The organism is Cupriavidus sp. GW822-FHT02D05, assembly GCF_058802485.1.
Genome location: NZ_JBXAOE010000053.1, coordinates 1 through 26086 on the forward strand (window position 1 = coordinate 1; position 26086 = coordinate 26086).

At 61.9% G+C, this 26086-nt stretch carries 17 protein-coding genes; 10 read left to right on the forward strand and 7 right to left on the reverse strand.

What is annotated here, in order from left to right; translation table 11 throughout:
* Nucleotides 1-12 precede the first annotated feature (12 nt).
* The 4 genes from AC1RQK_RS38790 (at nt 13) to AC1RQK_RS38805 (ending at nt 4335) form a co-directional block, all read left to right on the forward strand.
* The gene (locus tag AC1RQK_RS38790; RefSeq protein WP_492814869.1) at nt 13-1299 is read left to right on the forward strand and encodes an MFS transporter; all 1287 of its coding nucleotides are present in this window, start codon (nt 13-15) and stop codon (nt 1297-1299) included.
* Nucleotides 1300-1343: 44 nt separating this feature from the next.
* Nucleotides 1344-2189 (forward strand): transketolase, encoded by an 846-nt coding sequence (locus AC1RQK_RS38795; protein WP_492814814.1) that lies wholly within the window; start codon nt 1344-1346, stop codon nt 2187-2189.
* On the forward strand, nt 2186-3187 hold the full coding sequence (locus AC1RQK_RS38800) for a transketolase family protein (protein WP_492814816.1): 1002 nt from the start codon (nt 2186-2188) through the stop codon (nt 3185-3187). The genes AC1RQK_RS38795 and AC1RQK_RS38800 overlap by 4 nt, the downstream gene beginning before the upstream one ends.
* A gap of 683 nt (nt 3188-3870) precedes the next feature.
* Nucleotides 3871-4335, forward strand: coding sequence for a hypothetical protein (locus tag AC1RQK_RS38805; protein WP_492814818.1), 465 nt, complete (start codon nt 3871-3873; stop codon nt 4333-4335).
* Between the two features lie 109 nt (nt 4336-4444).
* On the opposite strand, the gene AC1RQK_RS38810 is transcribed toward AC1RQK_RS38805, so the two are convergent.
* The 4 genes from AC1RQK_RS38810 to AC1RQK_RS38825 form a co-directional block, all read right to left on the reverse strand.
* Nucleotides 4445-7945, reverse strand: a complete 3501-nt coding sequence (locus AC1RQK_RS38810; protein ID WP_492814820.1) for a pyruvate carboxylase — start codon at nt 7943-7945, stop codon at nt 4445-4447.
* A gap of 84 nt (nt 7946-8029) precedes the next feature.
* The gene (locus AC1RQK_RS38815) at nt 8030-9481 is read right to left on the reverse strand and encodes an NAD(P)(+) transhydrogenase (Re/Si-specific) subunit beta (protein WP_492814821.1); all 1452 of its coding nucleotides are present in this window, start codon (nt 9479-9481) and stop codon (nt 8030-8032) included.
* A gap of 2 nt (nt 9482-9483) precedes the next feature.
* The gene (locus AC1RQK_RS38820) at nt 9484-9816 is read right to left on the reverse strand and encodes an NAD(P) transhydrogenase subunit alpha part 2 (RefSeq protein WP_492814823.1); all 333 of its coding nucleotides are present in this window, start codon (nt 9814-9816) and stop codon (nt 9484-9486) included.
* A 20-nt stretch (nt 9817-9836) separates the two neighbouring features.
* Entirely contained in the window at nt 9837-10952 is a 1116-nt protein-coding gene (locus tag AC1RQK_RS38825) for a Re/Si-specific NAD(P)(+) transhydrogenase subunit alpha (RefSeq protein ID WP_492814825.1), read from the reverse strand.
* 3298 nt (nt 10953-14250) lie between these two features.
* On the opposite strand from AC1RQK_RS38825, the gene AC1RQK_RS38830 reads away from it, so the two are divergent.
* From AC1RQK_RS38830 to AC1RQK_RS38840, 3 genes are read left to right on the forward strand one after another with little or no spacing between them, the layout of a single operon-like run.
* Entirely contained in the window at nt 14251-15012 is a 762-nt protein-coding gene (locus AC1RQK_RS38830) for a crotonase/enoyl-CoA hydratase family protein (RefSeq protein ID WP_492814827.1), read from the forward strand.
* Nucleotides 15013-15040: 28 nt separating this feature from the next.
* Complete coding sequence (locus AC1RQK_RS38835) at nt 15041-15841, forward strand: crotonase/enoyl-CoA hydratase family protein (RefSeq protein ID WP_492814829.1); 801 nt, start codon at nt 15041-15043, stop codon at nt 15839-15841.
* Nucleotides 15842-15881: 40 nt separating this feature from the next.
* Complete coding sequence (locus AC1RQK_RS38840) at nt 15882-17027, forward strand: NADH:flavin oxidoreductase (RefSeq protein ID WP_492814831.1); 1146 nt, start codon at nt 15882-15884, stop codon at nt 17025-17027.
* A 267-nt stretch (nt 17028-17294) separates the two neighbouring features.
* Here AC1RQK_RS38840 and AC1RQK_RS38845 read toward each other — a convergent pair whose 3' ends face one another.
* Nucleotides 17295-18095: an SDR family NAD(P)-dependent oxidoreductase gene (locus AC1RQK_RS38845; protein WP_492814833.1), complete on the reverse strand. Its 801-nt coding sequence runs from the start codon at nt 18093-18095 to the stop codon at nt 17295-17297.
* Nucleotides 18096-18481: 386 nt separating this feature from the next.
* On the opposite strand from AC1RQK_RS38845, the gene AC1RQK_RS38850 reads away from it, so the two are divergent.
* A complete protein-coding gene (locus AC1RQK_RS38850; RefSeq protein WP_492814835.1) occupies nt 18482-19750 on the forward strand; it encodes an amidohydrolase family protein in 1269 nt (422 codons plus the stop codon).
* Nucleotides 19751-20985: 1235 nt separating this feature from the next.
* Here AC1RQK_RS38850 and AC1RQK_RS38855 read toward each other — a convergent pair.
* Both AC1RQK_RS38855 and AC1RQK_RS38860 read right to left on the reverse strand, forming a co-directional pair.
* Nucleotides 20986-21750: an SDR family NAD(P)-dependent oxidoreductase gene (locus AC1RQK_RS38855; protein WP_492814837.1), complete on the reverse strand. Its 765-nt coding sequence runs from the start codon at nt 21748-21750 to the stop codon at nt 20986-20988.
* 15 nt (nt 21751-21765) lie between these two features.
* Nucleotides 21766-22947 (reverse strand): thiolase family protein, encoded by a 1182-nt coding sequence (locus tag AC1RQK_RS38860; RefSeq protein WP_492814839.1) that lies wholly within the window; start codon nt 22945-22947, stop codon nt 21766-21768.
* A 744-nt stretch (nt 22948-23691) separates the two neighbouring features.
* Here AC1RQK_RS38860 and AC1RQK_RS38865 point away from each other — a divergent pair.
* A complete protein-coding gene (locus AC1RQK_RS38865; protein WP_492814841.1) occupies nt 23692-24852 on the forward strand; it encodes an acyl-CoA dehydrogenase family protein in 1161 nt (386 codons plus the stop codon).
* Nucleotides 24853-24891: 39 nt separating this feature from the next.
* On the forward strand, nt 24892-26076 hold the full coding sequence (locus AC1RQK_RS38870; protein ID WP_492814843.1) for an acyl-CoA dehydrogenase family protein: 1185 nt from the start codon (nt 24892-24894) through the stop codon (nt 26074-26076).
* Nucleotides 26077-26086 lie beyond the last annotated feature (10 nt).

Here is a 26086-nt window from a genome sequence, read left to right on the forward strand (position 1 = left end):
GCGGGCGATGTGATGGCGCACGCGGATGCCGCCACCTTTGAATCCAGAACCTACGCAAAAGTGGTACGGCGCCTGATACCGTTCCTGATGCTTTGCTACCTTGGCGCCTACCTGGACCGGGTCAACGTGGGATTCGCCAAGCTGCAGATGCTCAATGACCTGCGCTTTAGCGAAACGATCTATGGCCTCGGCGCCGGCATCTTCTTTCTTGGCTATTTCCTCTTCGAAGTCCCGAGCAACATGATCCTGCACAAGGTGGGTGCGCGCAACTGGCTCGCGCGCATCATGCTGACGTGGGCCGTCATTTCGGCGAGCTTTGCTTTTGTCAGCAGCCCCACTTCCTTCTACGTGTTGCGTTTCCTGCTCGGCGTGGCGGAGGCCGGATTCGCGCCGGGTGTCATCCTTTACATGACCTACTGGTTCCCATCGGAACGACGGGCCAAGGCGCTATCGATGTTCTTCATGGCGATTCCGTTGGCGGGCATCGTTGGCGGGCCGCTTTCCGGTTACATCATGCACGCGTTCCACGGCGCGCTGGACCTGGCCGGGTGGAAGTGGCTGTTCATGCTGGAGGCGCTGCCATCGCTCATTCTCGGCATTGCCATCCTGCTCTACCTGGACAACGGCATCCAGAGTGCGAAGTGGCTCACCGAAGCGGAGAAGGCGCTGCTTGCGCGCAACGTCGCTGGCGACAACGCCCAGAAGGTCTCGCACGTGTCGATTCGCGCGTTCATCGCCGATCGCCGGCTCTGGCTGATGGCGGCCATCTACTTCTGCGTCGTGCTCGGACAGTATGGCCTGACGTTCTGGTTGCCGACCATCATCCGGAAGGCTGGTGTCGCCGATCCTTTGTGGGTGGGCATCCTCACCGCCCTGCCATACCTGTGCGCGATCGTTGCGTTGCCGCTGGTCGGCATGAGCGCGGACCACCATCGCGAGCGGCGCCTGCACTTGGCGATCCCCATGCTGGTGGCGGCGGCGGGCTTTGCGACGCTCCCTTTGCTTGGTGGCGTCGGCGCTTCGATCGTCTGCCTAAGCATCGCGGCGGCGGGCATCCTGACGTCGTCGTCGCAGTTCTGGGCGTTGCCCACCGCTTTACTGGGTGGCATGTCGGCAGCGGCCGGGATTGCCGCCGTCAACTGCGTTGCCAACCTCGCAGGGTTCTTTTCCCCGGCCATCGTCGGCTGGCTCAACGATCTGACCGGGAAATCGACGGCCGGCCTGATCTTCATCTCGGTTGCCATCGTGCTCGGCGCATTACTTGTCTTCCTTGTCCCGGCGAAGGCAGTCAACCGCTGAGATTTCTCATTCCCTTGACCATCAGATACACGCAGGAGACGAACATGCATTCATCCTCATCCGCAGCGTCCGTGCCATTGCCAGAGCGCGCCTATCGCATCCGCAGGAATGCCCTGTTGATGGGCGAAGTGCAGGGCCAGGGCTATATCGGGCAAGCACTCGACATTGCCGACGTCCTGGCCGTCGCGTACTTCGGCGCCATGAAGTACCGTCCGGAAGACCCCGAGTGGGAGGGGCGAGATCGCTTCCTCCTGTCCAACGGGCACTACGCCATCGCCTTGTATGCCGCGTTGTTCGAAGCAGGCATCCTGCCTGCGGACGAGCTGGAGACGTATGGCAGCGACGATAGCCGCCTGCCGATGTCAGGCATGGCAAGTTACACGCCTGGCATGGAAATGTCCGGCGGCTCGCTGGGACAAGGCCTGACGATTGCCGTTGGCCGCTGCCTGGGCCTCAAGCGCAAGGGCTCCGATGCCTTTGTCTATACGCTGTTCTCTGATGGCGAACTGGATGAAGGCGCGATCTGGGAAGGGATCATGTCCGCCAGCCACTGGAAGCTGGACAACCTGATCGCGATTGTCGACGTCAACAACCAGCAGGCCGACGGGCCATCGACGCAGATCATGGCGTTCGAGCCGCTGGTGGAAAAGCTGGAGGCGTTCGGCTGGTTCACGCAGCGCGTGGATGGCAACGATATCGCAGCGGTAGCGGCTGCGTTCGATGCGGCGCGGTCGCATCCGGGCGCGCAGCCCCGCATCATTGTTTGCGATACACGCATGGGTTGCGGCGTTCCCTTCCTGGAGCAACGCGAGAAGAACCACTTTATCCGCGTCGACGCCCACGAGTGGCAGCTCGCGCTGGAAGCACTGGAAGCCGGGAGACAAGCATGAGCAACGCAACCTTGACCAAGCCGAGACTGAAGACGTCGGCGATGATCGCCTCGATTGCCGGAGAAGGCCAGGCGACGCGCCCTGCCCCGTTCGGACATGCGCTGGTGGAACTGGCCCGCAACAAGCCCGACGTGATCGGCATGACGGCCGACCTCGGCAAATACACCGACCTGCATCTCTTTGCCAAGGCGTTCCCGGAACGCTACTACCAGATGGGCATGGCCGAGCAGCTGCTGATGGGCGCAGCCGCCGGCCTGGCGCACGAGGGGGCACAGCCCTTTGTCACCACGTACGCGGTCTTTGCCACGCGCCGCGCCTATGACTTCATGCACCAGGCCATTGCCGAAGACAACCTGGATGTGAAGATCGTGTGTGCGCTGCCCGGCCTGACGACAGGCTACGGCCCAAGCCATCAGGCCGCCGAGGACCTGGCGTTGATGCGCGCGATGCCGAACATGACCGTCATCGATCCGTGCGACGCGCTGGACATCGAGCAGATGGTGCCGGCCATCGCGGCCCATCGCGGCCCAGTCTATGCGCGGCTGCTGCGCGGCAACGTGCCCGTGGTGCTGGACGAATACGACTATCGCTTTGAGCTTGGCAAGGCAAAGCTGCTGCGCGACGGCGCGGAGGTACTCGTGATCTCGTCGGGCATCATGACCATGCGCGCGCTCGAAGTGGCCAAGGCGCTGGAGGCGGATCGCATCGGCGCGGCTGTGCTGCACGTGCCGACGATCAAGCCCCTGGACACCGAGACCATCGTGCGCGAGGCAAGGCGCTCCGGCCGGCTGGTCGTCGTTGCCGAGAACCACACGGTGATCGGTGGTCTTGGCGAAGGCGTGGCGGCGGCGTTGATGCGCGCGGGCGTCAGCGCGCCATTCCGGCAGATTGGCCTTCCGGACGCGTTCCTCGACGCTGGCGCACTGCCCACGTTGCACGATCGCTACGGCATCTCGACCAACGTCATGGCGGCAACCATCAAGGGCTGGCTAGGCTGACAAGCAACGAAGGGCCGCAGGCATGCACGCGCGGCCCGGCGGCGGTGGGGTAACCACTCACCGCCCCTCAATCCACAGCACCCTTGGTGGGGCGGCGGATTTCCGTTCGCCATCGTCGCCGGATCGGCAGCGTCAGTTTCCGCTTTTTGTAAAAGGTGCCGAGAATCTCCATACCCCGGTGTGTTACACCGGCATGGCGTTCGGCCTCAATAGGGGTGCCAGGCGGCCTACCGCGATGATCGGCTGCACTGCGAATCTGGCGGGGTTGTGAAACCAGACGAACAGATCTCAAATTTCAAAGCACTTCTGTAGGTCATGAGCCGCCCATACGTACGACAGGCCTGGTGGCGAGTATCCGCCTTCGTTGCTGAAGAGCCCCAGTCTGGAAACCGAGGCATGCCAGAAGTTGTCCCACATGAAGCGCAGGTCGACCTGCCGGCTTGTCAATGCAACGCTGCGGCATGGCGCAGCCAGTGAAGCCCCACATCCCATGGCAACGGAGATGCGCTCACACCAGTTCCGAGCGTGGCATTCGAAGCAAAGACGTTCGACAGAGTATCAAGCGAGATCCGACCATCCTATCGTGTGTTGCATGCTCGACAAGGAAGCCCCCTCAAAAAGGGGGTTCGTGCGCAGGGAGAGACCATCGATACTCTATCTATGCAGCATGGATGGGTGTATGTATGAAAGTATCCTCTGATGACACAGCGGCCACGGAGACTCAGCCTAACGGGATGGAGCACGCAGAGATCGCATTTTTGCAGGCGACCAGGATCGCTCGACATGAGCTTCTTCGCGCAAATGGCTGTGCGGAATCGAAGTTCTATGGAACGCTCAGATACGCAGCGCCGGGAGATTTTCACGCGATGGTGACTGCCCAAATGGACCTCAATCAATCTATTGCGATTTTTGCTGAAAGGTATCGCGACGCAATTGCAAACGCAGAACGCGTTCGCTTTCTGGCTACTCTCCCCCCAGCGGCGACGACCGATAACGATGTATCACATGCCAAGGTGGGTCTGATGAGCGCGCTGGTAAGGTACCTGGCAAACCAGCGCGCGGCAGCTCTCGCCTCTCGACTCGCGCCCAGCCTTGCCGCTGACGTAAATACTTCTAGCGCGAGATCGACGAAGTGCGCAAAGAAGTGACTATCGAAAACGCCTTGCTCAGCTGAACTAAGGCCTGCGTGCTTGCTGCTGTAAAGGGTTGCTGAGCGAGGTTCCAAAGCACCTAGGTCGACACATCGGGCGTCTTTTCTTACGTTTTGCGCCGCAACGCCACCAGCAACTCCTTAGCTGCTACACGATCGCCGGGGACGACATAGACAGCTTCGATCTCGCAGTCGAACTCCGCGGTCAGGTGAGTTTCCATTTTCATGGCCTCCAGAGATGCCAGGGTGCTGCCAGCCGATACTCGTTGGCCCGCTTTGACTGCAACCGTGACCACGGCACCCGGCATGGGCGCGGCCACGTGCAGCGGGTTCGCGGCATCCGCCAGCGGACGGGCTTGGGCGGTCCGTTGTGCGCCGCGCTTCTCGATGCGCGCCATGCGTGACTGGCCATTGAGCTCGAACTGGACCTTGAAGATGCCTTCCTCCTTGTCCGGCTGCACGCTCTGCAGCGCGATCAGCAGTGTCTTTCCCGGTGCGATGTCGACGCCGATCTCCTGCTGAGGCTGCAAGCCGTAGAAGAATGCCGAGGTCGGCAGGGCGGAAGTGTCGCCGTAGCTGCGCCGGTGTTCGAAGTACTCCTTCGTTACCTTGGGATACATCAGGTAGGAGGCGAGTTGCTGGTCGTCGAACTGGCGCCCGCAGTCCGTCTCGGCTTGCGCCCTGGCTTGCTCCAGGTCGACCGGAGCAATCTGGTCGCCGGGGCGGTAAGGCGCCGGCGGCTCCGATTTCAATACCCGGCGCGACAGCGCGGCAGGGAAGCCGTCCGGCGGGAAGCCCAGCTCTCCCTTGAACAGCGAGACCACGGATTCCGGGAAAGCCACTTCCTTGGCGTTGTTGCAGACATCGGCCGCGCTGAGATCGTTGGTCACCATCACTAGCGCCATGTCACCCACCACCTTCGAGGTTGGCGTGACCTTGACGATGTCGCCGAACATGCGGTTGACGTCCGCATAGGCGCGGGAAATCTCGGTCCAGCGATGCTCGATGCCAAGCGAGCGGGCTTGTTCTCGCAGATTGGTGTATTGGCCGCCCGGCATTTCATGGCGGTAGACGTCCGCCGTGCCGGCGCGGATATCGGACTCGAAGGGTGCGTAGTAGCGCCGCACGCCCTCCCAGTACATTGAGGCCTCGTGCAGCCGGTCGGCGTTGAGGCCGGGATCGCGCTCCGTGCCGGCCAGGGCCGCGGCGATGCTCGACAGGTTGGGCTGTGAGGTGAGGCCACTCATGGCATCGAGCGCGCCGTCCACCGCATCGCAGCCGGCCTCGATGGCCGCCAGTGCGGAGGCTGCCGAGATGCCGCTGGTGTCGTGCGTATGAAAGTGCACGGGCAGACCGGTTTCCTCCTTGATTGCCTTGACCAGTGCGGCAGCGGCGCGTGGCCGGCAGATGCCCGCCATATCCTTGACGCCGAGCACGTGCACGCCGGCCCGTTGCAATTCGCGGGCGATGCCGACATAGTATTTGAGGTCGTACTTCGCGCGGGCGCCATCGAAGAGATCTCCCGTGTAGCAAATCGCGCCTTCGCACAGGGCACCATTCTCCCGCACAGCGTCGATGGCCACGCGCATGTTCTCCACCCAGTTGAGCGAGTCGAACACGCGGAACAGGTCCACGCCGCCACTGGCTGCCTGTTTCACGAAGAAGCGCACCACGTTGTCGGCATAGTTTGTGTAGCCGACCGCATTGGAGCCGCGCAGCAGCATCTGGAGCATGACGTTGGGCACGGCTGCGCGCAGTTGGGCCAGCCGCTGCCACGGATCCTCCTTCAGGAAGCGCAGCGCCACGTCGAATGTCGCGCCACCCCAGCATTCCAGCGAGAACAGTTGCGACAGTTCTCGCGCATAGAAGGGCGCGATCGGCAGCATGTCGGCGGTACGCATGCGGGTGGCGAACAGAGACTGGTGCGCATCGCGCATCGTGGTGTCGGTCAGCAGTACCTGCTTTTGCTCCAGCATCCACTGCGCGAACTTGTCTGCGCCCATTGCAAGCAGGCGGTCGCGAGTGCCCGGCGGCGCAGGCGCGCTCACCTCCATACGGGGTAGCACCGGCCTGGGCAACGGCAGTGGCGGCAACGCCCGGCCTGCGACTTCCGGGTTCCCGTTGACAGCCACATCGCCGAGATAGCGCAGCAGCCGAGTGGCGCGGTCGTGTCGCTTGGCAAACGCGAACAGCTCGGGTGTGTTGTCGATAAAGCGGGTCGTGACTTTGCCACTGGCAAAGTCCTGGTGATTGATCACGTTCTCCAGGAACTGCAGGTTCGATGCCACCCCGCGAATGCGGAATTCGCGCAGGGCGCGGTCCATGCGTCGAATCGACTCGGCGGCGGTGGGGGCCCAGGCGGTGACCTTGACCAGCAAGGAATCGTAGTAGGGCGTGATGATCGCGCCGCCATAGGCGGTGCCGGCATCCAGGCGAACCCCGAATCCGGACGCGCTGCGGTAGGCGCTCAGCTGCCCATAGTCCGGGAGAAACCCATTTTCCGGATCTTCGCTGGTAATGCGGCACTGCACGGCATGACCGTTCAGGGCGATGTGCTCTTGATCTGGCACGCCGGCGGCACGCATGGCCACATTCGCCGCGCTGTCGAACTCGTCTTCGATGCGGCCGATCCGCCCGCCTTCGGTAATACGGATCTGGGCCTTGACGATGTCCACGCCCGTGACCATCTCGGTGACGGTGTGCTCCACCTGGATGCGGGGATTGACCTCGATGAAGTAGAACCGGCCGCTATCGGCATCCATCAGGAACTCGACGGTGCCGGCATGGGTGTAGCCGACCGCCCGCATCAGTTTGAGCGCGGCGTTGCACAGCGCCTGACGCCCGGCCGGGTCAAGGTAGGGTGCAGGTGCACGTTCGACGACTTTCTGGTTGCGTCGCTGTACCGTGCAGTCGCGCTCAAAGAGGTGCACGACCTCGCCGTGGCTGTCGCCGAGGATTTGCACCTCTACATGGCGCGCGTTGCGCACTAGCTTTTCCACATAGACCTCGTCGTTGCCAAAGGCAGCCAGCGCCTCACGGCGTGCCACCGGCAGCGAGGCCTCCAGATCCTGTTCGTTCTCCAGCACGCGCATGCCGCGCCCGCCGCCGCCCCAGCTGGCCTTGAGCATCAGGGGATAGCCGACTTGCGCGGCCATGCGCTTGCAGGCGTCGAGGTCGGCCGGGAGCGGCGCCGTGGCTGGCATCACCGGCACGCCGGCGGCGACGGCAGCGTTGCGCGCGGCGACCTTGTTGCCGAGCGTGCGCATCACCTCAGGCGAAGGCCCGATCCAGCGGATGCCAGCGTCGATCACCGCCTGAGCAAAGTCGGGATTCTCTGAAAGAAAGCCGTACCCGGGATGGATGGCATCCACCCCGGTTTGCCTGGCGATGCGCAGCACGTCCTCGATGTCCAGGTACGCCTCCAGCGGCCTTTTTCCTTCGCCAACCAGATAGCTTTCGTCCGCCTTGAAGCGATGCAGGGCCAGGCGATCCTCCTTGGAATAGATCGCCACCGTGCGGATGTTCATTTCGGCCGCCGCACGCATCACGCGGATAGCGATCTCGGAACGGTTGGCGATCAGGATCGATTTGATGAGGAAGGGCTTCATGTTCTAGTCTTGTCCGTTGACAGTCGCGAGAGAGAGGGGTGGGAGGCCAGAGCAGTCGCCTTCGCGATACTCGTCGAAATTTGATCAGGCTGCCTTGCCCATGTCTTCCACCACCTTCTTGGCGTCGCCGAACACCATCATGGTCTTGTCCATGTAGAACAGCTCGTTGTCCAGGCCCGCGTAGCCAGCGGCCATCGAGCGCTTGTTCACGATGATGGTCTTGGCCTTGTAGGCTTCCAGGATCGGCATGCCGGCAATCGGCGAGGCGGGATCGGTCTTGGCGGCCGGGTTGACCACGTCGTTGGCGCCCAGCACCAGCACCACATCCGCCTGGCCGAACTCGCTGTTGATGTCCTCCATTTCGAAGACCTGGTCGTAGGGCACCTCGGCTTCGGCCAGCAGCACGTTCATGTGGCCCGGCATGCGGCCCGCCACCGGGTGGATGGCGTACTTCACCGTCACGCCTTTCTCGACCAGCTTCTCGGTCAGTTCCTTGAGCGCATGCTGCGCGCGTGCCACCGCCAGGCCGTAGCCCGGGACGATGATCACGGTCTCGGCATTGCCCATCAGGAAGGCCGCGTCGTCGGCCGAGCCGGACTTGACGTTGCGCTGCGCCTGGCCGCCGGCAGCGGCCGCCGCGGGCGCGCCGCCAAAGCCGCCGAGCAGCACGTTGAAGAACGAACGGTTCATCGCGCGGCACATGATGTACGACAGGATGGCGCCGGAGGACCCCACCAGCGAGCCGGCAATGATCAGCATCGGGTTGTTCAGCGAGAAGCCGATGCCCGCTGCGGCCCAGCCGGAGTACGAGTTGAGCATCGACACCACCACCGGCATGTCGGCGCCGCCGATCGGGATGATGATCAGCACGCCCAGCACGAAGGCGATCGCCAGCATCAGCAGGAAGGGTAGCCAGTCCTGCGACAGGCAGAAGATGATGCCGAAGCCGATCATGGCCACCGCCAGCAGTAGGTTCAGCAGATGCTGCCCGGCGAAAGACACCGGCGCGCCCTGGAACAGGCGGAACTTGTACTTGCCCGACAGCTTGCCGAAGGCGATCACCGAACCGGAGAAGGTGATGGCACCGACGAAGCAGCCGATGAACAGCTCGATGCGGTTGCCAAACGGGATATCGTGCGAGCCCGGCGGCGTGATGCTGAATGCCGACGGCTCGGCTACCACGGCCACCGCGATGCAGACCGCGGCCATACCGATCAGCGAGTGCATGGCGGCCACCAGCTCGGGCATCTTGGTCATCTCGACCTTTCTTGCCACGTAGGCACCGATGCCGCCGCCAACCACCAGCGCACCGAAGATCAGCGCCATGCCTTCGGCGACCGACGACTGGCCCGCGCCGACGGCCAGGAACTCGTTCTTGAGCTTGGCGATCAGCACCAGCGTGGTCACCGCGGCGATGGCCATGCCGATCATGCCGAAGGCATTGCCGCGCCGCGCGGAGCCGGGATGGGACAGGCCCTTGAGCGCCTGGATGAAACACACCGAGGCGAGCAGATAGAGCAGGGTGACGAGGTTCATGCTCACTTGGCACCCTCCTCATGACCCTTGCCGGCCTTGGCCTTGGGTTCCTTTTTCTTGAACATCTCCAGCATGCGCTGCGTCACCAGGAAGCCACCGAACACGTTGACCGCGGCGAGCGCGACCGCCAGCGTGCCCATGGTGCGGCCCACGGAGCCCTCGGTCAGGCCGGCAGCCAGCATGGCGCCGACGATGATGATGGCCGAGATCGCATTGGTCACGGCCATCAGCGGGGTGTGCAGGGCGGGCGTCACCGTCCAGACCACGTGGTAGCCCACGTAGATCGCTAGCACGAAGATGATCAGGTTGATCACCGTGTGGTTGATGCCTTCCATAGCTGTTCCTTTGCAGTTTCTTATCGTTCCGGCGCCACTTCGGCACCCTTGCTTATCAGGCAGGCCGCGACGATGTCGTCCTCTTGGTCGACGACCAGCCTGTCGTCCTTGACGATCAGCTTGAGGAAGTCAAGCACATTGCGTGCGTAGAGCGCCGACGCGTCGGCCGCCACCATGCTGGCCAGGTTGGTGTGCCCGATCAGCGTGACACCGTGGCGTTCCACCACTTCGTCAGCCACAGTCAGCGGGCAGTTGCCGCCCTGCGCCGCGGCGAGGTCGACCACCACCGAGCCCGGCTTCATCGCCTGCACGGTTTCTTCCTTGAGCAGCACCGGCGCCTGGCGGCCCGGGATCAGCGCGGTAGTGATGACGATGTCGGCGGCCTTGGCACGCTCGTGCACCAGTTCGGCCTGGCGCCGCATCCAGTCGGGTGGCATGGGGCGGGCATAGCCGCCCACGCCCTGCGCGATCTCGCGCTCTTCGTCGGTGACGAAAGGCACATCGAGGAATTTGGCGCCCAGCGATTCGATCTGTTCCTTGACGGCGGGACGCACGTCGGAGGCTTCGATGACCGCGCCCAGCCGCTTGGCGGTAGCGATGGCCTGCAGGCCCGCCACGCCGGCGCCGAGGATCAGCACGCGGGCCGCCTTGACGGTGCCGGCGGCGGTCATCAGCATGGGCATGAAGCGCTGGTAATGATGCGCGGCGACCAGCACGGCCTTGTAGCCGGCGATATTGGCCTGGGAAGAGAGCACGTCCATGCTCTGCGCGCGCGTGGTGCGCGGCGCGGCTTCTAGCGCAAAAGCAACGATCCCGGCCTCGGCCATCCGCGCCTTGTTCCCCGCATCAAAGGGATTGAGCATGCCGACCAGCGCGGCGCCCGGCTTCATCAGAGCAAGCTCGGCATCCATGGGGGCGCGGACCTTAAGCACCAACTGCGCGCCAAAGACTTGCGTCGCGGTGCCAATGGTGGCACCGACGGCCTCATACGCCGAGTCCGGCACGCTGGCGCGAACGCCGGCGCCCGACTGGACGCTGACCTGATGGCCCAGGGCGACGTACTTTTTGACCGTCTCCGGGGTGGCGGCAACACGGGTTTCACCTGCTCGCGTCTCTTGCGGGATGCCAATGTGCATACTACGAAGCTCCTTGAAACTAGTCTGCTAGGGGTGTTTCGCGTTCCATGCTAGCGGCCCTGCTTGTGGAAGTAACGCGTTGCAATGCGTGATAGTCCAGTGCAGCAGGGACACCGAACTTTTCGGCGGGCCGCAGATCCGCGCAGCTTTGCGCAGAATTCCCCACCGCAGGGTGCGGATTGTTGTGGGATCCGCAGTTGGTCACCCCCTTCCTCCAAACGCCAATGGACAATCGGATTGGAAATCCCAAGACGGATTGCAATTCGGATTGATCTGACGGAGTTCAATACCACTGCGAACTTTGAGGGGGGAAGGGCTTTTTGAGGTTACTCAAGATATAAGGGGTCCTAGATGCGCATCACCGCCCAAGAGACAAAATGCTCGGATTGCAGCGCCCGTCGCACCCAACGGGTGCGACAAGTGAGGCAAGTGAAACACGAGGTAGCGAGCGTGACCTCATGCTGAGGATGTGCTCCACCCAGTCCGCGCTGCATATACTCATGGGGCAAAAATCGCCTGGCGTCAAGCTCGAGCTCCAGGCAGTCATCGCACAGTCGAGAGTGGTCCGCAGTGGGACTGTTTTGCAAGCCATTCTGATCATTTCTTGGACTAACAGAAGGGCGCGCGCAAGTCCAGCGTCGAACGCTGGCCCAATAGAGAGCACCCAAATCTGGATCTGTCGTTTCCATCAGTGCAAGTCGGCCTAGTTCCAAGTGATGCAGATCCAGCGTCCCTTGTTCCGCAGCACATGCAAGGAGAATTAACTGCTGACGTCCGTTTGCGAGCGTAATCCACTCGTTCAGGAGGCTTGCCAAATTCTGCCGATAGGCTGCACTGCCGGGTAAGGCGCCAACCTGCGCAACTCGTTCGGCCAGGACACGCGTGCGACGCACTTCGGCAATCAGAGCTGATGATGTCGACCGCCTAGTTTTAGCGCCTCGGGCGCTCTCTCGCATCCTCGTTGACATTGCCGAGAAAATACCTTGAGCTTTGGGAATTTACAGGCTCAGACAGCCCACTTTCGAAGTTGCCCGAGATGGCTGTGGCGAACGCAGATCGGCACCACGTGCGCGATTCATCTGCATTCGTTCGCCGTCATTGTCGGTCGAAAACAGGGGAAGGACATCGTCCACGCCGGCATACGGAATTGACTTTCAATGATGTACAGGAGCAAAGGGAGTCCACGCCAGCAGGTCAGTGTTTACTCTCGGATGGGCCCCCAGTTGAGCACGGGAGCACTTGTCGTTATCGCCTCTGGCGAGTTTGCTGGAGCGCAACGGTGCGGGATGCCGAATTAGTTTGGCGCAACCGTGAGAGTGGCCATCTCAGGTCCTTCCACTGGGCTGGTCGGCACATGAAGCTACTTCGCGACTTCGGCACGGTACTCGCCGTGGACCCAGATCGCGCCCGGGTCGGGTGCGGGCTTCATGAGATCTTCATTGATCTGATCGCGCTATAAGAGCTTATGTCAGAGGCAGCCTGTCGCGTGAAAGGCGGAAGGAAATGAGGTGTAAACGTGGGCGGATATTGTGCAACTCGTCGACACGGTCCGGTCGAGAACTATCTGCCGCGGATTCGCCCGCCCGGAGAAAAAGGCGCATTCCGCCCATGACCGTGTGTGTTTCCCAGCACCTTTTAACTAAACCCGCATTGCGGAAAATCTGCGATGGCCGGCGCGCCGGACCAGGCGCAGGTCGACCCGTCGTTAGTGTAGGAGCAATTCTTCATCGTGAGACTGTCGGTATTGGTGGCCGCCTGGTCGCATCGAGTGAAGAGCGCTGCAGTTGCAGATAACTTTCATGGCAACAGGGGACAATCCCGTTCAGGACACTGCAGATACGATAAGTCCACAGATCCGGTGTGGTCGCAAGACCAAATCAGTGCGCCGCTGTCAGGCGCACAACGATCATGACTGCCGTCGTGGAATACTAGTGCAAGATACCCGTGCGTAGTTTGGATAGGTACTCCGGTCACATGCTGCTCGCCATCGTCTACATCCAGCCGGATTGGGCAATGACTAGTGCGAGGCGGAAGGCCGGTTAGGCAGAAGGCCCTGTTCTGGCAAAGAGAAATGCAGCTCGGCTCCCAGAACTCCGGCTATCACGAATATGAAGTCAAGTTCAGCCAGAGCTTTGCCGCCGAGGCTAACCTCGAATTCACTAAGGAGCGACACCTGTCCGCGCGACGGCACCCAGTGACGCGCTATGGCAGTGCTCAAGCATATGGATACAGCGGGTCTCAACGCCGCCGCGATTCCGAACCCACGGAATCGCAATGCCGATAGTCGAACGTTGCATTGGACCTGTCATCAGTCTCCTTCTATTGAGATTACTGACTTCTTCCGTGAGAAGCCAGCCGAAGATTTTGTTAGCGGCGTATGAGGGGATGACATCCACCGTGTCGCGCAGGCTCAGAAGCCGTTGTCATTCTGTATCAAGACGTTGTGCCCAGCCACACATAGTTAGCCAAAACGGCCTGTGAAAACAGAAGAGGCCGTCGCGCTAGCAGGAGACATCATGAAACTTCGTCGAACCCACAGATATGGCCGGGTCATCTCGGCCGTCCTACGCGTTGCTCTGTTGGCCGCCATCGGTCTTGCAATCACCTTTATTTGGAACGAGGACGACCAAACAGCTGACGGACCTCCCGGTACCGCGGACGAACCAATGGCTTCGGCTGCTCCGCCTCCTCCCTCTGTCTCGATAGAGCGGCTGTTTTCTGCTTGGAGTGCTTCTAACTGAATGGGGATTCGCGAAGATGTGGCCGGACCGACCGTCACCGAGGTATCGCGCACCGCCGCCACAAGCAAGATTGAATGCGGACCGGGGAAAGTCCGATGCCTCGGTACAGCATAGAGTCGACAGCATCCATTATCTGCGGGGGATAGCAGTATTCAGGATCGTCGAGACAAGTGTAGTGCATTGATTGTGTACGACCAGCGGGACACCCGTGATCCGGTCACAAAGAAGCCGTAAGCGGCGGTTGCGTCATGGCACGGCGAGGATTGGCAAGAGTGCGTGGGCGTTCCCCCGTCGGCCCCAGCCCTGCCCGTGAACGGCGCATGACGCCTGAAATAGTTGGGGGTCGCGGTTCGGCAATTGCAATCCCGGCGAGCGCGGCACAAGCCTGTCTCGATGCTCGGCTGAATCGTCGCGAACGACATCGTCGAGCAGACCGTGACTGAGCGGTCTGCGGCCCTGGTATCACAGGGGCCTGGTCCCGCCGCAGGAAATCACTGATAACCAGATGCTGACCGACGAGACGATCTGCATTTCACTACGCTAAGGAAGAACGAACCATGTCCGAAGTAATCTTCGAGGTGGCCGACGGCATTGCCACTATCACGATCAACCGTCCGGAAGCCCGCAATGCTGTCAATGCGGCAGTGGCGCTTGCCATCGCCGATGCGACCGACCAGATCGACCGACGCGATGACATCCAGGTTGCGATCCTCACTGGCGCCGGCGGCACCTTCTCGGCGGGAATGGACCTCAAGGCGTTCCTGCGCGGTGAGAACGTCAAGCCGTACGAGCGCGGCTTCGCGGGTCTGACCAACGCAAAGATCTCTAAGCCGCTGATCGCTGCTGTGGAAGGGCCCGCACTTGCTGGCGGCTTTGAGATGGCACTGGCCTGCGACCTGATTGTTGCCTCCGAGATCTCAACATTCGGCCTGCCGGAAGTCAAACGCGGACTAGTCGCCAATGCGGGCGGGCTCGTGCGGCTTCCGCGCCAACTCCCCTACCGCGTGGCGCTGGAACTTGCGCTGACCGGCAATACGATCTCGGCGCAGGAATTGCGCGCTTACGGTCTGATCAACAGGATCGCTCCGGTCGGTCAAGTGCTGGCGGCAGCCTTTGAGCTGGCCACGAGCATCGCCGCGAATGGGCCGATGGCGGTGGCCGTGAGCAAGAGGGTAATGCAGCAATCACAGGACTGGTCCAGCGACGAACTCTTCGACCGACAGAACGAGCACACCATGTCGGTATTCAAGTCGGCCGATGCGAAGGAGGGCGCGACCGCCTTTGCCGAGAAACGCAAGCCGGTCTGGACGGGAGTCTGAGGCTCTTTACCCTGAACGGAGTTCAGCCATGAATGACATCCTGCTGCGCGGTTCGATTGACGGAATCGTGACCCTGACACTGAATCGGCCCGAACAGCGCAACCCGATATCCGACCCTTCGATGATCGACGCGCTGTGCGACGCGATCGAAGCAGCGGACGCGGACCTTGGGGCGCGCGTCGTGATACTGACCGGCGCCGGCTCGGCGTTCTCGACCGGCGGCAACATCCATTCGATGCAGCCGGGCGGCGGTCTGGTCGATGCCCGGCCGATCCAGACCAGGCAGAACTACCGCCGCGGCATCCAGCGGCTGCCACTGCTGTTCGAGCAAATCGAAATCCCAGTGATCGCGGCCGTTAATGGCCCGGCGATTGGTGCCGGCTGTGATCTAGCGTGCATGTGCGACATCCGTATCGCGGGTGAAAGCGCGCGTTTCGCGGAAAGCTTCGTCAAGCTCGGCATCGTGCCTGGTGATGGCGGCGCTTGGCTGCTGCCGCGCGTCATCGGCTTCTCAAAGGCCTGCGAGCTGGCTTTCACCGGTGACGTGATCAACGCGCGCGACGCACTGGCCTGCGGCCTGGTCTCGCAAGTTGTCGAGGACACCGAACTGCTTACCGCGGCCAAGGCCATCGCTGGCCGTATCGCGGGAAACCCATCGCATGCGGTGCGCATGACCAAGCGGCTATTGCGCGAGGCGCGCACCGCCTCCTTGTCCACCATCCTGGAGCTTTCGGCCGCTGCACAAGCACTTTCGCACGCTACTGCCGATCATGCCGAAGCGGTCAGCGCCTTTCACGCCAAGCGCGCGCCGCAGTTCGGACAAGGCTGAAGCCGCTTCTAACGGACGTGCATTCTGAAGGCACGACACCATGACACGTCATAGCCTGTCTGCACCACTTGCGATCCGCTCGTTCACGATTCCGAACCGGATCGTGATGTCACCGATGACCCGCGGCTTCTGTCCGGGCGGAATACCGACCGCTGAGGTTGCGGACTATTACGCGCGCCGCGCGGCCGGCGGCTGCGGCCTCATCCTCACCGAGGCAGTTGGAATCGATCACCCATCGGCGCTCGGCGACGCCGGTCTCGGCGAGGACAATATCCCGTCGCTGCACGGGGACGTGCGGATCGCGGGGTGGCGACGGGTCGTCGAGTCGGTGCATGCTGCGGGCGGTCGCATCGTGCCTCAGCTATGGCACCAGGGCGTGCTGCGTCTTCCTGGTACCGGGCCGAATCCAAATGCGCCGACGCTGGGCCCGTCCGGCATTTGGGGGCCACTCGGCCGCACGTCCTCCGTGGCCGCCGAGAAGATCCCGGCGAGTCCGGGAATTGGGCCTCCGATGAGCGAGTCCGAGATCGAAGAGGTGATCGAGGCCTACGTCCGCTCCGCTCGCAATGCCATGCTCGCGGGCTTCGATGGCATCGCGATTCACGGTGCTCACGGCTATCTGATCGACACCTTTCTGTGGGAGGAAAGCAACCTGCGCAACGACCGGTGGGGTGGCAATCGGGTGCGGCGCACCGCATTCGCGGTGGAAATCGTGAGTCGCATCCGCCAAGCGATCGGGTCCAACTTACCAATCTTTTTCCGCTTCTCTCAATGGAAGCAGCAGGATTTCCGCGCGCGGCTCGCGACGACGCCCCAGGAACTCGAAGAAGTGCTGGGACCGTTGGCCGACGCGGGCGTGGACGTTTTCGACGCCAGCGTGCGCTACTTCGACAAGGCCGCCTATCCGGACTCCGACCTCAGCCTCGCGGGCTGGGCGAAGAAGCTGACCGGCAAGCTGTCGATGGCGGTCGGCGGAGTCGGCATCAATAAGGGCATGTACGACGGCGGAAATGGCGTTGCTGCCGCGGACAACGTGGATCGGGTGGTTAGCCGCTTCCAGCGCGGCGAGTTCGATCTGGTCGCGGTGGGTCGCGCGATACTCGGCGACCCTGAATGGGCGTGCAAAGCAATAGCCGGCAAGGCGGCTTATCCATTCGATCCCACCATGCTGAGCCGGCTCGCCTGAGCCACCCGTCCGAAATCGACGGCTTGAACGCGAAGAACGAAGAACTTGGGATATCGAGATTGCCCAATCCGCGATCGGGATAATTCCGCGAGACCCGCTCGCAGCGAGGTAGTGTCGCCAGGGAGGCTGCTGCGTCGCCCCGTGGCGTCCTCCAGCGGGCTCGCCCTACTCGGCGTGTCATCAAGGATCGAGCGCCATAGGCACCTCGAATCCGGCCTCACCGCCTTTGGCTAGCGGCCATCTGGCATGGCCGTAACTTGGTCCAGCTCAATCTTTTGGCCGCCTCCGGCCCATTGACGCGAGGCCGCTTTCCGACATTTCGTCAGGGAAGAGCTGGCGGCGTAGATGGCTGCCGCCATCGACATGTATGACCTCGCCGGTGATCGACTTTGCGTCGGCCGCCAACCAGACGATCATGCTAGCCAGCTCGCTAGGATCGACAGCTGCGCCCAGCGGCACCTCGCGCAGGAAGCGATCGAACATGCCGGCTCTTCGCCACCGCCGCGCTTGGGGCCCCTCCAGGATGCCCGCCTTCAAGGCGTTAACTCGGATACCACGCGGAGCGTATTCGACGGCGGCATAGCGTACAAACGTATTGAGTGCACCCTTCGCGCATGAATAAGCGACGCTGCCGGGCAGCACGTCGGTAGATGTGATGGTGGAGAATAACGTTGCGACGCCACCGGCGGGCATGTGCCGTGTGGCATACCGGATGAACTGGAATGGCCCGACGAAGTTGACCGCCAGGGCTTCGAGCAGTTTTTCCACGCCGGTCTCGTCGATCGAGGCAAACGAACCCTGTCCGACCGCGGCCACCGCGATGTCGATGTGGCCGCGTTGCTCGACCGCCGCAGTCACGAGTCCCGCGATGTCCGCCTCGCTTGAGGCATCGCATCGAACGGCCGTACCCCCAATTTCCGCGGCGAGCTCTTCGATTGCCTCCTGTCGGCGCGCGGCCACAATTACATGTGCACCCTCCTGGGCTAGCCGATGTGAAACAACCCACCCCGAGCCTCCCCGCTGCGACGCACCCAGCACCACGGCAACCTTTCCTTGAAGTCGGCCCACGATCCGCTACCCCTCTTGTTCGAAGATGTTAGTTCAGTGCCAGTGTAGTGATGATCTCCACCGCGCTGCTCGCGATGTCCATACCGGGCAAAGTGAGTTTCGTCTCAGGACAAGGTTCGGCTTGTGAACCCAAGGCCGCTACGTCGACGCGAAGATGAGTAGGGCCCTGAAATTGCCGCTAGCCGGCGCTTGGTAGCACGCCGGCGCCAACTCCCTCTCGGAAGGCGCAAAGATTGCGATCTGAGGCAAAAGCGTTTGCGTCGACGGAAGTGGCCCTCCTGCCGGCGCAGCTTATGCTTGCTATCAGCCGTGCGAAGGTTGACTCACCCATCGCGGCGACAACTCTTGGGGCGCAATTCGCGCAGCATTCATAAGGATAGGTTTCTATGTCGAATATAACCAGCAGCAAGAACGCATGGCGCTTGCAACCAAGCGAGCCCACGAGCTGGGGCGAACGTCTGCTGACGGGGCACGCCAATAAGTACTTCGTTGTGAGCGCAGATTCGCACGCGAACGAGCCACTGGACTTCCTGTCGTCCCGGGTCGACGCGAAGTACAAGGAACGGTTACCCCACGTGCGCGTCGACGACGATGGCACGCAGTGGCTTATCACGGATGGCTGGCCTCCTCAGTTGGTCAGGATCCCATCGGATAGGAAAGATCTCTTGCCGACGGCGGAGGAATTCGAGAGCTTCGAGGTGTTGGCGCCTTATTCGGATCGGATGGAAGACGAGGACGTACTGCGTACTGCCTCAGGCCGCAGCGTAGAGCAGCGACTGCAGCACGCTGCACAGGATGGTGTGGACGCGGAAATTGTTTTTCCTCAAAAAGGCATTTTGACCTTTGCAACACCGGATGTTGAATTGGCGGGCGCGATGACGCGTGCATGGAATCGCTGGGCCCTCGATACCTTCAAGCCTGAGTTTCATAGGATCATGCCGATGGCCATGATTGCGGCGGGGGACGTCGAGAATGCCATCAAGGAGGTCCAGTGGGCCGCTGCCAACGGGTTCCATGGCGTAATGGTCTCTAACAGGCCGGTGTTCAATCGCATCGACGAGCCGCGAAACCGCCTGGAATACAATGACAAGATGTTTGAACCGCTGTGGGCAGCGATTCAGGAAACCGGTCTCCCGCTGGTATTCCACGTAGGCAACGGCGAAGATCCGCGTGCCGTAGGTGGAAAGGGTGGCGCCATCATCAACTTCCATGCTGCGATGAATTCGGGGATCGACCCGCTGGTTACGCTCATCGCGTCCGGTGTGTTTGAACGCTTCCCGGCGCTGAAGGCTGGCGTCATCGAAAGCAGCATCGGCTGGATTCCCTGGGTTCTCAATATGATGGACCACGCCTATCGGGCCCATCACATGTGGGTTCGGCCGGTGATCCCCGAGCTGCCGAGCACTTACTTCAAGAGTAATTGCTTCGCGTCTTCGTTGGAAGAACCGGATTCGTTGAAGAATCTCATCAGTCTCGGTCTGGAGGACAACATTCTTTGGTCGAGCGACTATCCGCATCATGAGGGCACGTTTCCCCATTCGAAGCTCAGTATCGAGCGGCAGATGGACTTCATGACGGATGTGCAGCGCGCCAAGGTTCTTGGCTTGAACGCCGCGCGCATCTTTAATATCCAGAACCCCTACGCAAAGCAGTAGTACGGCAACGCCCTCCTCGATAGTCCGGCGCGTATGGGATGAGCGAATTCATCCAGGCGCTGCGGGGGAGGGCGAATTGAGCCCAGGAAAATGCTACTACCGGTGCTTAACCTCCAGCCAAATGAGCAAGGAACTTTAAGCGGCTCATCGACGCCGGACGACCTTTGGTCGGGGGGGCGGCCGTGGACGAAGTTCGATTGCCCGATGGTGTTACTGTGCCGAGCGGATCTCGACCAGGTGATGGAACGGGTATCCGAATGATGTGGTTGGCTGGGCCGGTCACCATTCTGGCGCAGCGGCAAGCAGACGAAAAAATCTCAGCGCGTGGAGGCGAGCATTCGCGCCAAGGTCGAACATCCCTTTTTGGATCCTGGAGTTGCAGATTGGCCGCGCTGACGTGTGCTGTTTGGGGTCGGCGAGAAAACACAGCACAGATTACGACACCGTTCGCGTTCTCCAATCTCTGGATAGCCACGCGTGGGAATGGTGATAGACAGCCTTCCTGTTTCGGAAGAACGCCAGAGTATCGTCGCAAGATGATAAGTCGTCCGAGTTAGAAATCGGCTGTTCGCCGTATTGTATTAACTGATCATCTAAATCAAAGCTCGTCATCGAGAATAACGCTCGTCAAAACGTTGATACCACCGTTAAAATCCGACCATCGCCGAGCAAGGGCATTTTTCCCGTCAAGCGCAAGCTTGAGCTCGTGGCCGCGGTCGGTCAGCTCGTAGCTATGGGAAGTTGGTATGCCTTATCCGTTGGCTGAGTGACAATGCGTTCGCGAGGACGATGGGCATGGTAAAGGTGCCATCCAAGAAGCCCATTACGGCCGTCCATTGAGCATCCGCGGTGCCAAACCGGATCGGGTGCTCGCTCTCTCGTGATACCCAGTATCCCGAGATCGCAAGTGCACCAGACGAACGGCATATCCTATACTGGGGCACGGGCAGCGAGGGTCGCGGGCGAATGGTTGCTACCACCATGCCGCATGCGTATTGCAGCCACAGTGGTTATGGCGCAGCCTTTCGGAGTCGAAGTGGGCCTTGGGAGCCTCCACCTGGGAGCGCGACACTCGACGAAATGGCGCGAGTGGTCGTCACGCTCCTGCAGCGATAGCTGCAGGCCGATATTCATCAAGCATTCATCAAGCCTATTTACAGGATGTTGTACCAGTTGAAGGAGGCCGAGCCGAGTTGTGTTCGACCTGCCCGCTGTTAGCGGGCAAAGGCCAGGCGTCAACGGGGAGGCATCCGGATGGCGCCATCAAGGCGGATCGTCTCGCCGTTGAGCATGGGGTTCTCAATGATGTGCGCGGCGAGCATGGCGTACTCAGAGGGGTGCCCCAGGCGCGCCGGATGAGGCACAGCCTTGGCGAGTCCCTCGCGCGCTTCGGGTGACACACGTGCGAGGATCGGTGTATCGAAGGTTCCTGGCGCAATGGTGCACACGCGGATCTTGCGGCTCGCAAGGTCGCGTGCGGCGACGATGGTCATGCCGACGATGCCGGCCTTGGCGGACGCGTAGGGGATCTGGCCGATCTGGCCTTCGAAGGCGGCTACCGACGAGGTGAGGATCACTACTCCACGTTCTCCCTCCAGCTCTTCGACCCTGGCCATTTCAGCCGCCGCGAGGCGCAGCACGTTGAATGTGCCGACCAAGTTGACGCGCACTACCATCTCGTAGTGGTCCAGCGACCCGGGAATGCCTTCCTTGTCGACTACTCGCAGCGGGCCGCCGCGACCGGCGCAGTGCACGGTGGCACGTAGGGGGCCGAATTCGCTTGCCGCGGCGAACACGGTCGTCATCTGCTCCTCGCTCGTGACGTCCGCCGGCACGAACCGGCACGCGGCGCCCAGTTCCTTTGCCACCTCAGCCCCCGAGGAGGTAGGCAGATCGGCAATGACGACGTTAGCTCCCAGCGACAGCAGCTTCTCGACCGTGGCGCGGCCGAGCCCCGAGGCTCCCCCGGTGACGACTGCGGAATTTCCGGTGATGTTCATATTGTTTTGTCCCGCTCAGAGCCGTTCGATGATGGTTGCGTTGGCCAGGCCACCTGCCTCGCACATGGTTTGGAGGCCATAGCGGCCGCCGGTCTGCTCCAATGCGTGGAGCATGGTAGTCATCAGCCTGCCACCTGAGGCCCCCAGTGGATGGCCGAGCGCGATTGCACCACCCCGGGGATTGAGGCGAGCCGGGTCGACGTCGAACTCCTTCCGCCACGCGAGTGGCACGCTGGCGAAAGCCTCATTGACCTCGAAGTGGTCGATGTCCCTGGCCTGCAGCCCGGCCTTTTTAAGCACGCGGCGGGTTGAGGGGATCGGCGCGGTGAGCATCATCAATGGGTCGTCGCCGACTACATCGAACGCGACGAAACGCGCGCGTGGAGTCAGGTTTAGGCGCCGTGCGGTGTCCTCACTCATGATGAGTAGAGCGGACGCGCCGTCGCACAGTTGCGACGAGTTGCCGGCGCTCACGCCCCACTGGATTTCCGGATAGCGCCCAAGCCATTTTTCGTCGAAGAACGACGCCTTGAGCTTGGCAAGCCCGTCCGCGGTGGTCGTGTCGCGGATTGTGTCGTCGTGACGCACCTGGACGCCGTCGGTCAGAGTCACGGGCACAATCTCGGAGGCGAAATTGCCCCCATCGCGAGCGGCTGCCGCGCGCTTATGCGATTCAGCAGCGTAGGCGTCCATCGACTCGCGGGAAATTCCCCAGCGCGCGGCGATGCGCTCGGCGGCGATGCCCTGAGGAATGAGGCCACCTTCGTAACGCTGGTAGATGGTGGCACCGAGCGGGTCCTGACCGATGCGCGCGCTGAACATCGGTACGCGGCTCATCGACTCGATGCCGCCGGCCACGACGATGTCGTACGCGCCCGCGGCGATTCCCTGCGCCGCGAAGTGCACCGCCTGCTGGCTCGAGCCGCAACGGCGGTCGATCGTGGTCGATGGCACCGACTCAGGCAGGCCGGCGCCTAGCCAGGCTAGGCGGCCCGGCGCGCCGGATTGCTCGCCGACCTGGCTCACGCAGCCGACGATGACATCATCCACTGTAGACGGATCGATATCGTGGCGCGTCAGAAGCGTCTTGAAGAGTCCGGCTAACAGGTCGGTGGGATGCACGGTGGAGAGTGCGCCGTCCGCTTTGCCGCGGCCCATGGGCGTGCGGATGGCGTCGACAATAACAGGGTTTCGCATGTGTTTTTTGCCAATGTCTGAGTTACGGGAACGTATGACTTGACCGCGTGGAAGAGGTCGTGGGTCTAATAGTAGATAGAAGGCAGGAGCACCGGGGCATCGTGTACGCGTTGGGCAAAAGCGATTGCTCTCACAAGCAGGTCGCTGCGACGCGAAGTATCGTTCTTCGCTGCACCGGAGCACGATCTGTTCTGCGCATGCTGTGATCCTGCGCCGCCCTTGACCCGACCTGGCGGAACTAGTGAAACTTCTCAGTAATTGAGCAACCTGAGATAGGAATCGGCGTGACAGACACCATTCTCGATCTATCCGGCATGACGACACTCGTGGTACGTGGCCCCGGTGGCGATGGGGGCGCGGGCGAGTTCTGGACGGGAGGCGCCACAGCTCACGTAGCGGGGTGCCCTGATCGGGTGTCTGGTTGCAAAAGGCAGACGGGTTCGGGTCCGCGCGACCTGCAGTTTGTGCAGGTTGACGTCGCCAATCAACTCGCCTTCGGGTGGTTCGAGCGCGCAGCATAAGTGCCCGATGTACGGGACGCCAGAGGCCGCCTGATATGTATCGCAAAACCCAAGAGGAGACATCCCATGTCCGAAGCAAGATTCGCCGTTAGCAACGGTGTAACCACTATCTGCATCAACCGCCAGACCCGTAGTCGGCATGTGTTCAAGACGAACGTTGCACACGCAGCCGTCGTCGCGGTCGCGAGGGAAGTACGTGTCTGTTCGGATGGAGGCTTGAGTCATGCCTATTGACGTCCCACGGCCTGAGGGCTGGACCGATGAGAGCGTGTCGCTCCTCGAGTCGATGACACAACGCTTCATCGACCGCAACGCGACGCAGGCCGACGTGAAACGCTGGCGCGAGCACGGCTCAGTGGACCGTGATCTATGGCGCCTGGCCGGTGAGGCAGGCCTTCTTGGCGTCAGCATCCCCGAAGCGTACGGCGGCGGGGGAGGGGATTTCCGGCACGAGGTCGTGCTGATGGAGCAACTCGGTCGACGCTGCGTGCAGGGCTTTGCGTTGCCGCTGCACAACGCAGTGGCTGCGCCCTACCTCGTGACCTACGGTCTGGAGGAGCAAAAGCTGCGTTGGCTGCCGAAGGTTGTGTCAGGTGAGACTGTCCTCGCCATCGCGATGACCGAACCCGGCGCGGGATCTGACCTGCAGGCCATGCGGACGACCGCGCGGCGAGACGGCGAGCACTACGTCATCAATGGACAGAAGACATTCATCACCAACGGCCTGCATGCAGGGCTCGTGATTGTCGCCTGCAAGACCGACGGCGGGGCCGGAGCGAAGGGCATTTCGCTCTTCGTCGTTGAAACTGACCGGGTCGAGGGTTTCGAGCGCGGGCGGCTGCTCGACAAACTTGGTCAAGAGGGACGCGACACGACCGAACTCTTCTTCCGCGACGTGCGCGTGCCAGCGGAAAATTTGTTGGGCGGCGTGGAGGAGCGGGGCTTCGCACAGCTGATGGAGAAGCTGCCGCAGGAGCGCCTGGTGATTGCGTGGCAGTGCATGGCCGCGATCGAGTGTGCGCTCGAGTCGACCCTCGAGTACGTGAAGCAGCGCCAAGCGTTCGGCCGTCGTTTGATGGACTTCCAAAACTCCCAGTTCCGGCTTGCTGAATGCAAGACGGAGGCAACGATCGCAAAGGTCTTCCTTCACAACTGCACCGAACGTCTGCTCGCAGGAACACTCGACACCGCGACGGCGTCGATGGCGAAGTACTGGGTCAGCGAGGCGTGCTGCAGGATCGTCGACGAATGCCTCCAGCTGCATGGAGGGTACGGCTACATGCTTGAGTATCCGATCGCCAACCTCTACAAGGACGTGCGCGTAAACCGGATCTACGGTGGCACGAACGAGATCATGAAGTTGCTGATCGCGCGCACCCTGTAGCGAGCGGCGGGAGACAACCCCACATCGGAGGAACTGTACATGGCAAATGATCACGGCAAGCTTGATGCACTCCGGGCACAGGTCCGTGCCTGGCTGGCGGACCACCTGCCACCCGATTGGCGGCGCAGCATGACCGGCGTCGGTACGAAGGAATTCCTCGCGTTCCAGCGAGACTGGATGAAGTCGCTCGTGGCGAGCGGCTATGCGACATCCCACTGGCCGGCTGGCTGGGTGGGAGGCGGGCGCACGCTCGACGAGCAGCTTGTCATCATCGAGGAAATGGTGCGCGCTGACGCGCCTCGTCTTATCCTCTACTTTATCTCGCTCTACCACGCAGCAATGACGCTGACAGAATGGGGCTCCGAGGAGCAGAAGGCTCGTCATTTGCCTGCGATCCTGGAAGGCGAGATCTGGTGCCAGGGCTTCTCGGAACCCAACGCCGGCTCCGACCTGGCATCGCTGAACACGCGCGCGGTCCGCGAAGGCGACCACTACGTGGTCAACGGCCAGAAGATCTGGTCGACCCTCGGCCAGCACGCCGACTGGTGCCTGTTGCTTGTGCGAACCGATTCGAGCGGTCCCAAGCAGGCTGGTATCACATTCCTGCTGATGGACATGAAGTCGCCGGGGGTTGAATGCCGGCCTATCCGACAGATCACAGGCGACGAGGAGTTCTCGGAGATCTTCCTAACCGACGTGCGTATCCCGGTGACCAACCGCCTCGGCGAGGAGAACGCGGGGTGGCGCGTGGCCCAGACCACCCTTAGTTCGGAGCGCGGCGTGGCAATCTTCGAGCTGGCTGAGCGCATGTCGTGGAGCCGATGGCGGCTGCTTGACGCGCTTGGCGAGCGTGACGGTGTGGTTGCCGACGACCAGTTGCGGCGCGAGGCCGTAGACGTTTTTACGCGCATCGACGCGTTGCGTGCGCTGGTGAGCGAAATGATGGCCGCACTAATCGCAGGCAAGGAGATCGGTGGCGCGGCTTCTATCGTCAAGCTCGCCTATGCGCAGGTACTTCGCGACTTTACGACGCTCGGCCTCAAGGCACAAGATGGATCGCAGTTGCTCACCCCGTTCACGCTCGGTGGCGGTCACGAGACTGGTAACTGGTTGTTTGATTACATGAACTCGTTCATGTGGTCGATCGCTGGCGGCAGCAATGAAATTCAGCGCAACATTATTTCCGAGCGTGTGCTCGGCATGCCGCGCGAACGCGCGGCGTGACACGGATAGA